The sequence below is a fragment of the Devosia subaequoris genome, from assembly GCF_014197055.1.
GTDB lineage: Bacteria > Pseudomonadota > Alphaproteobacteria > Rhizobiales > Devosiaceae > Devosia > Devosia subaequoris.
Window position 1 is genome coordinate 195,871 of the sequence record NZ_JACIEW010000007.1, and the last position, 14,260, is coordinate 210,130.

The following is a 14,260-nucleotide window of genomic DNA, read 5'->3' on the forward strand; positions in this document are numbered from 1 at the left end:
GGTGATCGAGGGGCCGATAAGGTGGCCTAGACCCCGATGTCGAAATAGCCCAGTGCGTCGCCGATGGATTCTTCCTCATAGTGGAGATGGCTGAGCAGAACTTTTTCCAGCGCCCGGAACACGGTCACGGCATCCTCGAAATTCGATGCGCCCGGCGCATCGGCCAGCTTGATAAGCGCATCGATCAGGCGTTCGAGCAATTGATGCACCACCACATGCTCGGCCTGGAGGCGGTCGGCAATGGCCTTGAATGCCGGACCCTGCGCGGCGATGCCGGGGAAAATCGCATAGTCTTCGATGGAATGGTGGCCATGCACGAACTGGCAATATTGTCCGCATAGCGTGCCGAAGCGCCGATAGTTCGAGACCATGACGAGGTCAGCAGTTTCGGACCTGATCTCCTCCGCGCTCGCCTTGCCTTCCGAAGCGCGTTCGATCAACCGGCCGAGCACCACCATATTTTCGCGCAGATGGTTGTGGATCTGCTTGAGGTGTTCGCCCGGCGCCTTTTGCGCCTCGGTCACACCGTCAAGCTTGGGAATGGCAGGACGCGTGGCGTCGTCGAGGAATTGTATATCTTTGAGCAGCATGGCCCAGACATGGTCCGGGCGGGCGGTAGGTGCAAGAAGGCACACGGGAGTGACCGGGGCGGCAGCCTACCCCAGCAACTTCCCCGGATTGAGGATCCCCTTGGGGTCCAGCGCCGACTTGATCGCCCGCATCATCTCTAGCGCCACTGGATCCTTAACCTGTCGCAGCAGCTCGGTTTTAAGCTGCCCGATGCCATGTTCGGCCGAAACCGAGCCGCCCAGTTTGAGCACCACCTCATAGATGATCTCGTGCACCGCCTCGTCATATTCCGCCATGAAGGCCTTGGGATCGGCGCCGACCGGCATCGAAAAATTGAAGTGAATATTGCCATCCCCCATATGCCCGAACGGCACGGGGCGAATGCCGGGCGCGAATTTTTCTGCCGCTGCGGAGCCCTCGGCAATCAGCGCCGGGACAGCGGCAACGGGCACTGAAACATCGTGCTTGATCGAGGCACCTTCGCGGCTCTGGCACTCGCTCATCTGCTCGCGGAAAGCCCACATGCGGGTGCGGTCCACAAGTGCCTCGGCCATTACCGCGTCGGAAATAAGCGTCTTGTCGAAAGCCACCTCCAGCGCTGCTTGCAAGGCGCCCGGCTCCGTCCCGGCCATACGGGTCAGTTCGATCAGCGCGTACCAGGGGGACGCGCTCGCAGTGGGGTCCTTGTCCAGCATGCCGTGGCGAAGCTGGATGTCGAGCCCAATCCATGGGATCAGTTCGAAAGCGTTCAGGCGCGACCCAACGCGTTCACGCATCAGCTGAAACAATTCCAGCGCCGTTTCGGGAGAGGCCACGTTGACGATGGCGGTCTCATAATCCTGGGGCAGGGGATAAAGCTTCAGGCTTGCGGCCGTAATGATGCCGAGCGTGCCTTCCGCGCCTACCAGCAAGTCCTTGAGGTCATAGCCGGTATTGTCCTTCTTGAGTGCGTTGAGCCCCTGATAGAGCCGCCCATCAGCCAAGATGGCCTCGACCCCCATGGTCAGTTCACGCGCATTGCCATAGGCCAGTACATTGACGCCCCCGGCATTGGAGGAGAGCACGCCCCCAATCCGGGCCGACCCCTGTGATGCCAGCCATAGCGGGAACATCGCCCCCTCGGCTTCTGCCGCCTTGTGGGCGTTTTCGAGAATTACCCCGGCCTCGGCCGTCATCACCCCGGCACCCGCGTCTATCGAGCGGATGCGATCGAGCTTGTGCAGACTCAGGATCACCTCCTGGCCCGAAAGCGGGACCTGAGCACCAACCAGCCCGGTATTGCCGCCCTGCGGAACAATGCCGATATGGTTCTCGTTTGCCCACGCCATCACGTTTTGAACTGCTTCCACACTGGGTGGTGTCACCACCGCTGCAGCGGTCTGGTGGAAGCGCTTGCGCGGCTCGTTGAGCCAGGCACCCATCTTGTCCGTATCGGTCACAACCCCATCGCTCCCGACAATTTCGATCAGAGCGTCGCGAATTTGGGTGGCGGTGAGAGACATGGGAGAACTCCAAAACGGGTGAGCTGTGAAGGCGGTGCGCTTGCTTGGCCGGTCTTGGGTGTGCCACAAGCGGGACACAGACTCCAGACGAACAAAGGCCGTGCCGGTCGGCACGGAAGTGCCCATGACTGCCCCTTCCTGGCCAGATTTCTATTTCGCGCGCCACGGTGAAACCGACTGGAACCGTGAACAGCGCTACCAGGGCAGCCGTGATATTCCGCTGAATCGCACCGGCCAGTTGCAGGCCGATGCCAATGGCTTGTTGCTGCGCGACCTGCTGGAACGCGACGGTGTAGATCCTGCGTCGCTCAACTGGTTCGCCTCACCGCTCAGCCGGGCATCGGAAACCATGGACCGCATGCGCGCCGCCTTCGACATTGAGCTCCCGCCGGTCATTCACGATAACCGGCTGATCGAAATTTCCTTCGGCGACTTCGAAGGGCGCCTGCACGCCGAGATTGCCCGCGAATACGCCGCAGTGGCGCCAGGTGAGCGCGACGAGAGCTATTGGGGTTTCCGGCCCGAGAATGGCGAGAACTATGACGATGTCGCTGCACGCTTGCTCGATTTCGCCCGCGAATTGACCCATCATGCCGTGGTCGTTGCTCATGGCGGCGTGCTGCGCGTGGTCCGCCATCTGGTGGAGGGCGCACCGCGCAGCGACGTGCTCAACTGGCCGCCGCCACAGGGAGTGATTGCTCATTTTGCGGGTGGGCGGATGACCTTGCACGCAGCCGAGAACACCTGGGACGAACCGGTCGATTGACCTGACGCCCCGGCCTGCCTAGAACGCTGGCAACCACGGGGTCGCGCCATGTCTTTCAATACGTTCGGGCATCTTTTCCGTTTCACCACCTGGGGCGAAAGCCATGGGCCAGCGCTGGGGGTTGTGGTCGACGGCTGCCCGCCGGGCATCGCCCTCGCTCCCGAGATGATCCAGCGCGATCTCGACCGCCGCAAGCCGGGACAGTCGAAGTTCACCACGCAGCGCCGAGAGGCCGATGAGGTGAAAATCCTCTCCGGTGTGTTCGAGGACGAACGCACCGACGGCCCGCGCACCACCGGCACGCCGATTTCGCTGATGATCGAAAACACCGATCAGCGCTCCAAGGACTATTCGGAGATCCGCGACAAGTATCGTCCCGGCCACGCCGACTACACTTATGATCAGAAATACGGCATTCGCGACTATCGCGGCGGCGGTCGCACCTCGGCGCGAGAGACTGCCGCGCGCGTCGCGGCCGGGGCCGTGGCGCGCCAGGTGCTCACGGGCGTCACCATTCGAGCCAGCCTGGTGCAGATGGGCCCGCACAAGATCGACTATGCCAATTTCGATTGGGGCCAAGTGGGACAGAACCCTTTCTTCTGCGCCGACTCCAAGGCGGCCGAACTCTGGGCCGAGTATCTTGATGGCCTGCGCAAGGACGGCAATTCGGCCGGCGCTGTGATCGAAGTGGTCGCCGAGGGGGTGCCCGCAGGCTGGGGTGCCCCGATCTATGGCAAGCTCAGCGCTGACCTTGCTTCAGCGATGATGAGCATCAATGCCGTCAAGGCCGTCGAGATCGGGGCCGGCTTCGAGGCGGCTGGCCTCACCGGTGTGGAAAATGCCGACCAGATGCGGGCGGGCGAAGAACGACCCTATTTCCTCTCCAATCATGCCGGCGGCATTCTCGGCGGCGTCTCCAATGGTGACCCGGTCGTCTGTCGCTTCGCGGTCAAGCCGACCTCCTCCATTCTCACCCCACGCCAGACCGTGACCACCGAAAACGAGGATGTCGACATCGTCACCAAGGGCCGCCACGACCCCTGCGTCGGCATCCGCGCCGTGCCGGTGGGCGAAGCCATGATGGCGCTGGTCCTCGCCGACCATATGCTGCGCCATCGGGGGCAGACCGGTCGCGAGGGCGGCGTCGGCTTTCAGCGGAACTAGGTGCGCGCCAAGGTCAAGCGCGGCCCCAATAGTCCACGTTGCACCTTCAGCTGTCCCAAATCCTCAAGATATTCCACATGCGCCATGATGGTCATGCGCGCCGCCATGCGCACCTTGGCGGGCTGCGTAGGATAGAGTGCCTCGACCACCGCGCCAACGCTCCGAGCGCCACCACCGACGGCGTCGAGCACTTGCTGGTTGCGCATTGCCCGATGCGCCTTGAGAGCCGCCGCATGCGACGGGCCATCCGAAATTGCCCCGCCATGCGCGGGGAGATAGCGCCGATAGGGCAGGGCGGTGAGCTTGTCCAATGAGGTGAAATAATCCGCCATCGACCCATCCGGCACCGATACCAGAGTAGAGTTCCATCCCATCACATGGTCGCCTGAGAACAGCAGATCGCTGCCCGCCACCCCGAAGGCCAGGTGGTTCGCGCAGTGCCCCGGCGTTGTGTGAACACTGACAGCCATATCGCCGGCCGGGATCGTCTCTCCATCGCGCAGGGTTCGGTCTGGCATCAGATCCCAATCGCAGGAATTGCGGATCGGGTTGATTTCGAATCGGCGCAAGGGCCGTGACAGCCGATGCGGTCCGCCAAACCAGAGCGGCGCCCCGAGCTTTTGCGCCAGCGTTTTCGCCGATGCGCTGTGGTCGCGATGGGTATGCGTGAGCAGGATGGCCGCGACCGGCCGTCCGCCGATGGCCTTTAACAGCGCGGCCTCGTGCGCCGGATCGAGTGGGCCGGGGTCGATCAGCGCAAGTTCGTGATGCCCCACAAGAAAACTGTTCGTGCCGGTGAAGGTGAACGGCGACGCATTGGGCGCGGTAACCCGGACAATGCCCTCGGCAATGGCGATGGGTCCCCCCGCCTGGGCGTCGAATTGAGTGTCGAAGTGCAGCTCATGAGTGGTGCGGGCCATTGCGTGCCGTGTAACGAAACCGTAATAGATTGTGGTCCGGACCCGACCACCCGGGAGGCGGTTGGTCCCTATCAATTACGGAAGGTATGAAATGGCTGTGACTTTGACCACGCCCAACACGCTGCTCGGTGCATTCCAGCCCAAGGGCAACGTCGCCAAGCTGGCAACCAATGCCGCTATCGTCCTCGTCGGCACCATGCTGATTACCGCTGCTGCCAAGGTCAATGTTCCGGTCTGGCCAGTTCCGGTGACCCTGCAGAGCTTTGTCATCGCCGCGCTGGCCGCAGCTTTCGGCATGCGCATTGGTGTCGCCACCGTTGCCGCATACCTCGTTGAAGGCGCCATGGGTCTGCCGGTCTTCGCCACCGGCGGCGGCATGGCCTACCTCGTGGGGCCGACGGGCGGCTTCCTCATCGGCTTCCTCGCTCAGGCGGCGATCATTGGCTATGCTGCCGACCGTGGCGCCTCGGGCCGTCCCCTGGCCCTGTTCGGGGCCATGCTGGTGGCGACCGCTGTGCTTTATGCCTTCGGCTTTACCTGGCTCGTGACCATGGCCGGTCAGGCCGCATGGGTGGACCAGACCAATGTGGTTGCTTCCGCCTTTGCCAAGGCGGTGCAGCCTTTCCTCGTCTGGGACGTCCTCAAGATGGCTTTCGCTGCCCTGACTGTGACCGGTCTGTGGAGCTTCTTCGGCGCCAAGCGCTGAAGCAAATCAAAGAGATTAGAAGAAGGGCCGGTGGGAACACCGGCCCTTTCTTTTGGGGAACCTTGGGACCAGATCGGCTGGTTGCTTGCGCTCGCCGTCATCAGCATACCCAGCGTGCTAGCCCCCAGCAGAGTGAGGGCTCTGGTCTCCACCATGGTCTTCCTCCCAATTGAGATCCGATAAGCATCGTGCACTTGCCGCATGTCATGCGGATGTTCAGTTCGCCGGCGGCCGTCTGCTGCAGGGCGCCAAGCGTCCCGATGCAATCTTCTGCTGGACCGACTTCATCGCGCTCGAAGTGATCAGCGTGGCAACCGAATTGGGACTGCACGTGCCGCAGGACGTGGGCATTTTCGGCTATGACAACACCATGTACCCAGAACAGCCTGACCAGCATCGACCAATCCGCCGAATCGCTGGGACTGCAGGCGACACGGCTGGTTACCGAACGCATCAATGGCCGGACAGAGGTCGCGCACTCCGTGGTACCGGCGCGCCTCGTGGCCCGACACAGCGCCAGCCGCAAGGAAGGCTGAATTCGCTCGAGCCGAGAGTCGCAGGGGATATGTCAATGAAAACCCCGACGTCCGAAAGACGCCGGGGTTGATTGGTCGGAGTAGCAAGATTCGAACTTGCGACCCCCTGCTCCCGAAGCAGGTGCGCTACCAGGCTGCGCTATACTCCGTCAGACTCGCGACATGTCGGGAAAGGCCGGCCCCGAACGGGTCCGCCCTGCCGCGATGTGGCGGCTTTATAGCTGTGGTCTTTTCCGTGTTCAAGCGCTTGTCACAACCTTTTACACGTGGTGCAGAGCGTGTTGCACGGCGCGTCCGAACCGTGTAGGAACCGGCACCAAGTTGGGGCGTCGCCAAGTGGTAAGGCACCGGTTTTTGGTACCGGCATTCCCAGGTTCGAATCCTGGCGCCCCAGCCAAACAGTCTCGCACAATCTGGCGACACGCTGGTACCCCAGAGGAAGGTTAAATACTTCCGCGGGTTAGAGGGCCATTGTCCTCCCGTCAATCTCTCTCCGTTTCAGAAACTGAGCCTTATAGCGCGATCGTTAGCCTGGTTTCTCCAGACGCGAAATTCCCGACATGCTCCGCGTCGATCCGGAGGTATGCACCATTGCGGAAACGTCGATGGGCTGGGGGCTTTTGACTGTGCCGAAGAGCGAATGGGAATGGGATGAGCTACGCCCTCTATTGGCGATCAGACGAGCAACTTCAGACGCTGGAGGTCCCAGTCGAGTGGTAGTGGCCGCGCTGCTTTCAAGCGTTCTGGTGTGAGCGTTATGGGCTGCGTTCCTGCCAGGATCATATCGGCGATATCTGGAGCAAGGAACGCAAGCGATAGAGTACGGCTAACGTGAGAGACTTGTTGGTTGTCGCGCTTTGCAATAGCCGCAATTGTTTTCGCCCCCCCTTGAGAAAGTTCCGCGAACCAACGATGGCCGTCGCATATGAGTTGGATGAGCTGTGCATCCGGCGATCTTGTCTTGCTCGTGGCTTCACCGACAATTAGCCGCACCTGCTTGCCGCACCGAAGCGCCTTGGCAGGGACAGTGATGCAGATCATCTGACTATCAGGCAGGGAAATGTCATCACACACAGGGACGCCAAGTGCCGCTACAAGCGCCGCCCGATCGAGTGAGATGACTATTGTATCCGTTCGAACGTCGACACGTCGAAGGAATGGCGGCATGTCCAGGGATGGGCAGTCGCCATCTGGGCATCGCACTGATTTTGCAAGCTGATCAGCCGCAGTGATGATCCTAGGGAAGTTGGTGATCTCGATTTCACCGATCAACGCCGCCAACCATTGCTGGTCGATGAGGCGATTGGCAATGCTCCCATTGATCAGTTGCTCCAAGTCGGGTGCTGGCAGGCGGACACCCTTGCCGCCGGAGCTACCGCGAACAAGGGGTGCAGAGGTATAGTACCGATAGTGTCGCCCGGCCTTCTTTGAGTAGGTGGGTGTCATGCGTTTGCCGTCGGCGTCGTAGATCATCCCGGCCAAAGGTGCCGATGTTGCTCTGGAGCTTGATCCACGAGGCCGCTGGCTTTGTTCTTCCAGACGCCTTTGAACCTCGTTCCAGAGGTGTTCCGGTACAATCGCCTGGTGCTCGCCCTGATAGATGGCGCCTCGGTGCTCGATCTGGCCCAGGTATATGCGGTTGCGTAGAATTTGATAGAGCGCACCGCGGCTCAGACTGGCGCCGCCCATGACCTTGCCAGTCTGGAAGCGACGATGCTTAGACACTATGCCATCGGCATCGAGGGAGTGTTTCAATTGCGCGATTGAGCCAACCTTGCAGTAGCGCCGAAAGATGAGTCTCACGGTGTCGGCTTCCACGCTGTTGATGATGAGCTTGCCCTCCACCCCATCGTAACCCAGCGGTGGCAGGCCGCCCATCCACATGCCCCGCCGTTTCGACAGTGCAATCTTGTCGCGGATCCGCTCTCCCGCGACCTCGCGCTCAAACTGCGCAAAGGACAGTAGAACATTGAGCGTCAGCCGCCCCATGGAGGTCGATGTGTTGAAGGCCTGGGTCACGGAGACGAACGACGCGCCGTGTGCATCAAACAGTTCGGTGAGTTTGGCAAAATCGGCGAGTGACCTGGTCAGGCGGTCAACTTTATAGACCACGACAATGTCGACGAGGCCATCACGGACATCTTGGAGGAGCCGTTGGAGAGCAGGGCGCTCCATCGATCCACCAGACAGCCCACCATCATCGTAGGCCTCCGGGATGAGTCTCCACCCCTCGTGCACCTGGCTGGCGATGAATGCCTCGCATGCGTCCCGCTGGGCGTGAAGCGAGTTGAAACTCTGTTCCAAACCTTCTTCACTCGACTTTCGCGTATAGACGGCACACCGCAATTTTGGCCGTGGCACAGCAGATGGGGGCGATCTATCGTGTGCCACGTGGCTTCTCCTCCTTTAGACCAAAGAAGGCGGGGCCTGACCATCGTGTGCCGGTGACTGCCCTGGCGATAGCGCTAAGGGATTTGTATGTCGAACCGCGATAAAGGTATCCGCCTTTCTCATTGGCAATCACCTCTATGGTTCTGCCTTGCCATTCCCGAATGAAGAGCGTGCCAGACTTAATGGTACGATCGACCCGAGCTGGCGCGTCTCGCAGCGGCGTATCGCTTCGGCGAAGCTTGGTGCGGCTGAGGTCAGAAAGTGCTCCCAGCGCCTCCTCCTGGATGCGGTATGCAATTGCCTGAACCATCAGCTCCCGGCTCATATGCTTTGGTGCCATAGTGCCGTAGTACCGGAGCCAATAGTTTCGCAGGGTAGCAATCTCAAGATCGGCGAGAGCACCGATCTCCAGCTGCACACGAGTGTTTGACACGGCCCGGCCCTACGCAACGATCCTGTAGCGTCGTATCCCTTCAATGGTCTCGCTTGTAACGGTAAGGCGGCATCTCTTCCGCACTGTTCCGGATAGGAATCCGCGAACTGAATGGACTTGCCAGCCGCTCGCCGCCATCATGTCTGAAACCGAAGCGCCCTCTTTCCTTCGCAAAAGCTCAACCAGAGCGGCCCCTTTCGTCCCAGGCTGGAGCTCAGAGCCAGCCGCTGTTCTTGCCTTGGTTGTTGCAATATTCTCGGCCGTCAGGTCAGGGGTGTCCCCTTTCTTGCCTCGTCCCTGTGCAGAGGGGAGACCGGGCAGGCCAAGTATCTGTAATGCGGCCTTCGCAATCACCAGCGTTACGCGGTCCCCAGTAACATTCCGTGACCACTCCTGGTCGTCGTCGGCTGCCAATTTTTCTTGGACAAGCTTGCGGTGAACCATTGCTCTAAGCGCTCTGGTCGCCCCTCCGCCTTTGTTGGACACTTTTGGAGGAAGAGGAAAAACAAGGCCGCCTGGGCGAGCGGCGGCATTGATCAGGATGCATGTCTGAGTATTGGAGAGAGGCTGGGTATTCATGGTAGCTCCATCTGTGGGCGTCCGCTTCATGCTGACGCTGCTACCAATCTGGGCCCGGGGTCTCCGGGCTTATTGGACACCAATGCTCGCTTTGGCGACGAAGTCCAGTCGAACCAGTGAGTGGGCCCTATCGCTACTCGGTGAGAGCTCCGCCCGAGCGCTGGTAGCTGCCCTTCAACAACGCGCCCCAATGCGGGTCGTTTAGCCCCTTCGGATCAGCGCGCATAGCTGACGTAGCCGCAAGGACTGCGAACGCAACCAATCGTAATCTGACGGTCAGTGCGGCGCCTAGGGCGGGCCACAGGATACAGGCAAGCCGTATCGACCAGAGGAACTCTCCATGGGCCTAATCGTTGGTTGACTAACAATCATAAGGAGACCGGCATGGCGATAAACTCGCTCAAAGACATTTACCTCGAGCAGCTGCAGGACATCTGGAGCGCCAACACCCAGTCCCTGCCAGTCGTGACCGAACTCGGCCGCGCCGCCCAAGACGAGGAATTGTCCGAGGCGCTGATCGATGGCGGCAACGGTATTGCCGGTGGCATCGCCGAAATAGAAAAGCTGTGCAACGACCACGGCATCAAGCCGAACGCGGAGCATTGCAAGGGTATGGAAGGCCTCGTGAAGGAAGCGCGCGCGCATGGCTTGTCCGACGAAATCACGGACGCTGACGTGCGCGATGCAGCCATCATCCCGCAGTATCAGCGCATGGTACATTACGCACTCGCAGGTTACGGGACCCCAGCCGCCTTTGCCAACCGCCTCGGTTTGGATGGTGACGCGGCGGTGTTGAAAAAATGCCTCGATCAGACTTATGACGGTGACCGCCGCATGACAGCGATCGCCATGAAGGGCGGGGTCAACAAGGACGCCGCCTCCTGAATTCTGTCCGCAATGAGCGAACTGGGCTGCACGAAAACTCGTACGGCCCCTTTCATGGCGTCGACATTCGTAGGGTGGGACTTCTGTGCGGTTGCTCCGAGGTCTCGATTAGCCTGCCAGCCGAGTGTTTTGTCCGTTTTACTGTTGGTTATTCGGAAACCTGCCTGTCAGCCTCCGCCACCTCCTAAGGCACTGGCGCGAAGGATTGTAGGCAAGGGGCTTCTATGACCCGCCGGGCAGGTACGCGCCCCATTTCGGACATCTGGCGTAGAGTGTCGGGCTCCCAGTAACTGCCGTTCCTCGCTGGCAGACTCTTTAGTTGGCCGAGCAGTCTTTTGACGTGGATTGTCCCAAGCGCGGCCTGCTGGGCAGGCCAAATCACCGCTCTTATGCCGTCCAGCGTGGTGCAAAACCGACAAGGAGGTGTTCGCCTACGGCCAATCCAGCATCTCTTCGAAGCCGATCGACGACGTCTCTCGCTTGGAAGCCGGTCTCGGAGTGCTGCCCAGCGGCATTTTGCTGGTGCTTATCTTCTTCTTAAAACAGACAGTTCTTCGCGACGCGACCATTATTCATAATAATGGACATATGCGCGCCATCGTCTTGCAACAGGCCGATATCGCCAAGCGGGTCGCCGTCGACCACCAGCAGATCGGCGAATGCACCTTGCGCAATAACCCCAACCTGGCCTTCCAGACGACACAGTCGCGCACCGATCGTTGTGGCCGAACGAATGATGTCGGCTGGTGTAAGCACCTTGGCGAGAATCTCGAATTCCATGCAATGATACTTGCGCAGTTCGCCCAGCAGATCTGACCCGAACGCCATGGGCAGACCGGCATCGCGCATGATCTCAAGCGAGCGAAGCCCGCCGCCGCGGACCGTCTCGATCTTGGCAAATTCAGCCGCGCCCAGACCCAGCGTTTCGCCTTCAAGGGCCAGGGCGTCGTAGGCCACCAGGGTGGGCACGGCTATGCAGCCGTTCTGCGCTGCCAGCCGTGCGGTTTCCGGTTCGATTAGATTGCAGTGCTCGAGCGAATGCACACCAAGCTCGACGCAGCGACGGATGGACTTGTCGGTATAGACATGGGCAGCCACATACAGTCCTGCATTGTCGGCTTCCTCGACCATGGCCGCGATTTCATCGCGGGAATATTGGATGGAGTGGATCGGATCATTGGGTGACGATACTCCGCCATTGGCCATGACCTTGATAAAGGTGGCCCCTTCCTTGACCATGGTGCGGCAGGCGGCGCGGACGTTGTCCACACCATCAACGATCAGGCCCATCGAACCCAGGCGATCTGAGAACAGGCCGGGACGGTCATCGGTGCGGGTGCGTAAATCGGCATGGCCACCCGTCGTCGTCAGTCCCTTGCCGCAGATCACCAGGCGCGGACCGGAAATGACACCCTCTGCCACCGCGCGGACCATTCCGTAGTCGGCGCCACCGAGATCGCGCAGGGTGGTGAAGCCGCGCAGTAGCGCCGCGTTCATCACCCGTGCCGAGCGCAGGGCCGACAGCGATGCGGGCGCGGTCATGTTGGCCCACAGATCGAGCGTTTCAGCCACCACATGGACGTGGCAATCGATCAGACCAGGCATGATGGTGCGGCCGGCCAACGCCATCTCGGTCGTCCCGGGTGGCACCGACAGCCCCGTTCCGACAGCGGCAATAGTGTCACCACTCACCAGAACATCAAGACCATCGCGCAGCAGACCCGCTTCGGCATCCAGCACGCGGCCGCCAGTGAAAAGATAGTTCGCAGTCATGATGTCCCTGTCGGCTTACTTGTTGTGGCAGGCAACCAGCCGGCCGTCGGCGCGGGTGGTCAATTCAGCGTCGACGCGTTTGCAGATATCGCTCGCCAAAGGACAGCGGGTGTGAAAGGCGCAGCCGCTGGGCTTGCGCGTGGCGCTGGGAATGTCGTCGCTGGTGGCGCTGAACTGATGGCGCTGGCGCGGATCATGCGATGGCGCCGAGCGCATCAGCAATTCGGTATAGGGGTGGGTGGGGCTTGCGAAAATATCGGTCTTGGGCGCGATCTCCACGATGCGGCCCAGATACATTACCGCCACCCGGTGCGAGATGTATTCGACCACGCCCAGATCATGCGACACCGCTAGATAGGACACGCCCAGATCACGCTGCAGATCGCCTAGCAGATTGAGGATTTGCGCCTGCACCGAAACATCCAGCGCCGACACTGGCTCATCGCAGACGATGATATCGGGGCTGAGCGCCAGGGCGCGGGCAATGCCGATGCGCTGGCGCTGACCACCGGAAAACTGGTGCGGGAAATTGTCCGCCTGATCAGGCCGCAGGCCGACGCGCTCCATCAGCTCGGCGACACGCGCACGCCGTTCGGCCTTGCTGCCGATGGCATGGATGTCGAGCGGCGCGCGAATGATGTCACGCACCCGCTGACGCGGATTGAGCGAGGAAAACGGATCCTGGAAGACAATCTGCATGCGGCGCCGATAAGCCTTGAGCGCCGCGCTGCTGAAGGAGCGGATTTCCTGTCCGTCGAAATTGACGTGGCCGCCGGTCGGCTTGACCAGCCCCATCAGCGCCAGACCCGTGGTGGACTTGCCGCACCCGCTCTCCCCGACAAGGCTGAGGGTTTCCCCGCGCTCCAGTATAAAGCTGACGCCGTCGACGGCTTTGACCGCCCCGACCTGACGCTGCAGCACGCCGGCGCGAATGGGAAAATGAACTTCGAGATTGTCGACGCTCAGCAGCGGCGTGCCATCAGGCTGCATCGTCGTGCTCCCAGCAAGCGGCCCAGTGACCGGGGCGTTTTTCTTCAAAGGGCGGCCGCTCTTCAAGGCAGCGCGGCGCCGCATTGGGGCACCGCGGCGCAAAGGCACACCCCTTGGGCAGGTTCCACAGCGCCGGCACGGTGCCGGCGATATCGGCGAGACGATCCCCGGCCTGAGCGGAGGCGCCGCCCCGCGGCACCGCCCCCATCAGCCCGATCGTGTAGGGATGGAGCGGATGGTCGAACAACTCGTAAATGCTGGCTTCCTCAACCTTGCGGCCCGCATACATGACAATGACCCGGTCGGCGACTTCGGACACCACGCCCAGATCATGGGTGATCAGGATCTGCGCTGTTCCAAGGCGCTTTTGCAGGTCCGAGATGAGCCCCAGGATCTGCGCCTGAATGGTCACATCGAGCGCCGTCGTCGGTTCATCGGCAATGATGATCTTGGGATCACACGCCAGCGCCAGCGCAATCATGGCGCGCTGGCGCATGCCGCCCGACAGCTCGTGCGGGTACTGGACGGCGCGACGATCGGGATCGGGCATCTGCACCAGTTGCAGGGCCTCGATGGCGCGGGCCCGGGCCTGCTGGCGCGAGCAGCTACGGTGCTGACGCACCGCTTCGGCAATCTGCTCGCCAATGGTGAGCACCGGGTTGAGCGCGGTCAGCGGCTCCTGGAAGATCATGGCGATCTGCTCGCCGCGAAAATCCTCGACCTGCCGCTGGTCCATATCGAGGAACTCTGCGCCATCGATCCTGATCGACCCCGAGCCGACCCGCACCCCTTCGGGTAGCAGGCGCAGCAGTGACAGGGCCGTCATGGATTTGCCGCAGCCCGATTCACCCACAATGCACAGCGTCTCACCGGCATCGACGGTGAAGCTCATATCGGAGACGACCGCGAACGGACCGGTGCCGCTGTCGATCTCGATATTGAGATCGGACACCTGGAACACGGGCACATGCGCAGCACTGGTTGAAGCAGTCATTATGGGTGATCCTTGCAGGGACATCGCCGCGAAAGCGGCGATGCCGGATTC

The 14,260-nt window shown here is 61.2% G+C and carries 13 protein-coding genes, 2 tRNA genes and 1 pseudogene; 6 read left to right on the plus strand and 10 right to left on the minus strand.

The window, feature by feature from the left end:
- Nucleotides 1-26: 26 nt before the first annotated feature.
- Together GGR20_RS14625 and GGR20_RS14630 are read right to left on the minus strand one after the other, a co-directional pair.
- Nucleotides 27-590 (minus strand): hemerythrin domain-containing protein, encoded by a 564-nt coding sequence (locus GGR20_RS14625; RefSeq protein WP_183312112.1) that lies wholly within the window; start codon nt 588-590, stop codon nt 27-29.
- A 66-nt stretch (nt 591-656) separates the two neighbouring features.
- Nucleotides 657-2,072 (minus strand): FAD-binding oxidoreductase, encoded by a 1,416-nt coding sequence (locus GGR20_RS14630; RefSeq protein ID WP_183312113.1) that lies wholly within the window; start codon nt 2,070-2,072, stop codon nt 657-659.
- A gap of 124 nt (nt 2,073-2,196) precedes the next feature.
- On the opposite strand from GGR20_RS14630, the gene GGR20_RS14635 reads away from it, so the two are divergent.
- Together GGR20_RS14635 and aroC are read left to right on the plus strand one after the other, a co-directional pair.
- Nucleotides 2,197-2,838 carry a histidine phosphatase family protein gene (locus GGR20_RS14635; RefSeq protein WP_183312114.1) on the plus strand — a complete coding sequence of 214 codons (642 nt, stop codon included), beginning with the start codon at nt 2,197-2,199 and terminating at the stop codon, nt 2,836-2,838.
- A 48-nt stretch (nt 2,839-2,886) separates the two neighbouring features.
- Complete coding sequence (gene aroC / locus GGR20_RS14640; protein ID WP_183312115.1) at nt 2,887-4,002, plus strand: chorismate synthase; 1,116 nt, start codon at nt 2,887-2,889, stop codon at nt 4,000-4,002.
- Here aroC and GGR20_RS14645 read toward each other — a convergent pair.
- Nucleotides 3,999-4,922: an MBL fold metallo-hydrolase gene (locus tag GGR20_RS14645; protein WP_183312116.1), complete on the minus strand. Its 924-nt coding sequence runs from the start codon at nt 4,920-4,922 to the stop codon at nt 3,999-4,001. The genes aroC and GGR20_RS14645 overlap by 4 nt on opposite strands.
- Nucleotides 4,923-5,013: 91 nt before the next feature.
- Between GGR20_RS14645 and GGR20_RS14650 the strand changes: the two genes are divergently transcribed.
- Nucleotides 5,014-5,628, plus strand: coding sequence for a biotin transporter BioY (locus tag GGR20_RS14650; protein WP_183312117.1), 615 nt, complete (start codon nt 5,014-5,016; stop codon nt 5,626-5,628).
- A 169-nt stretch (nt 5,629-5,797) separates the two neighbouring features.
- Nucleotides 5,798-6,164, plus strand: a pseudogene (locus GGR20_RS19140) (substrate-binding domain-containing protein).
- Nucleotides 6,165-6,236: 72 nt separating this feature from the next.
- Here the strand turns inward: GGR20_RS19140 and GGR20_RS14660 are convergent.
- A tRNA-Pro gene (locus GGR20_RS14660) sits at nt 6,237-6,313 on the minus strand.
- A 173-nt stretch (nt 6,314-6,486) separates the two neighbouring features.
- On the opposite strand from GGR20_RS14660, the gene GGR20_RS14665 reads away from it, so the two are divergent.
- Nucleotides 6,487-6,561: transfer RNA gene (locus tag GGR20_RS14665), tRNA-Gln, on the plus strand.
- A gap of 278 nt (nt 6,562-6,839) precedes the next feature.
- Here the strand turns inward: GGR20_RS14665 and GGR20_RS14670 are convergent.
- From GGR20_RS14670 to GGR20_RS14680, 3 genes are read right to left on the minus strand one after another with little or no spacing between them, the layout of a single operon-like run.
- On the minus strand, nt 6,840-8,555 hold the full coding sequence (locus GGR20_RS14670; protein ID WP_338084933.1) for a recombinase family protein: 1,716 nt from the start codon (nt 8,553-8,555) through the stop codon (nt 6,840-6,842).
- Nucleotides 8,542-8,988, minus strand: a complete 447-nt coding sequence (locus GGR20_RS19265) for a DUF2924 domain-containing protein (RefSeq protein WP_183312119.1) — start codon at nt 8,986-8,988, stop codon at nt 8,542-8,544. The genes GGR20_RS14670 and GGR20_RS19265 overlap by 14 nt, the downstream gene beginning before the upstream one ends.
- Nucleotides 8,989-8,997: 9 nt before the next feature.
- Complete coding sequence (locus tag GGR20_RS14680) at nt 8,998-9,597, minus strand: DUF3489 domain-containing protein (RefSeq protein ID WP_338084934.1); 600 nt, start codon at nt 9,595-9,597, stop codon at nt 8,998-9,000.
- Nucleotides 9,598-9,951: 354 nt separating this feature from the next.
- Between GGR20_RS14680 and GGR20_RS14685 the strand changes: the two genes are divergently transcribed.
- Entirely contained in the window at nt 9,952-10,452 is a 501-nt protein-coding gene (locus GGR20_RS14685) for a DUF892 family protein (protein WP_183312121.1), read from the plus strand.
- Nucleotides 10,453-10,989: 537 nt separating this feature from the next.
- On the opposite strand, the gene GGR20_RS14690 is transcribed toward GGR20_RS14685, so the two are convergent.
- Genes GGR20_RS14690 through GGR20_RS14700 form a run of 3 tightly spaced genes read right to left on the minus strand, consistent with a single transcriptional unit; the run spans nt 10,990 to nt 14,209 of the window.
- Nucleotides 10,990-12,225: a metal-dependent hydrolase family protein gene (locus tag GGR20_RS14690; protein ID WP_183312122.1), complete on the minus strand. Its 1,236-nt coding sequence runs from the start codon at nt 12,223-12,225 to the stop codon at nt 10,990-10,992.
- A 15-nt stretch (nt 12,226-12,240) separates the two neighbouring features.
- Nucleotides 12,241-13,215, minus strand: coding sequence for an ABC transporter ATP-binding protein (locus tag GGR20_RS14695; RefSeq protein WP_183312123.1), 975 nt, complete (start codon nt 13,213-13,215; stop codon nt 12,241-12,243).
- Entirely contained in the window at nt 13,205-14,209 is a 1,005-nt protein-coding gene (locus GGR20_RS14700; protein WP_183312124.1) for an ABC transporter ATP-binding protein, read from the minus strand. Before GGR20_RS14700 ends, GGR20_RS14695 begins: the two co-directional genes overlap by 11 nt.
- Between the last annotated feature and the right edge of the window lie 51 nt (nt 14,210-14,260).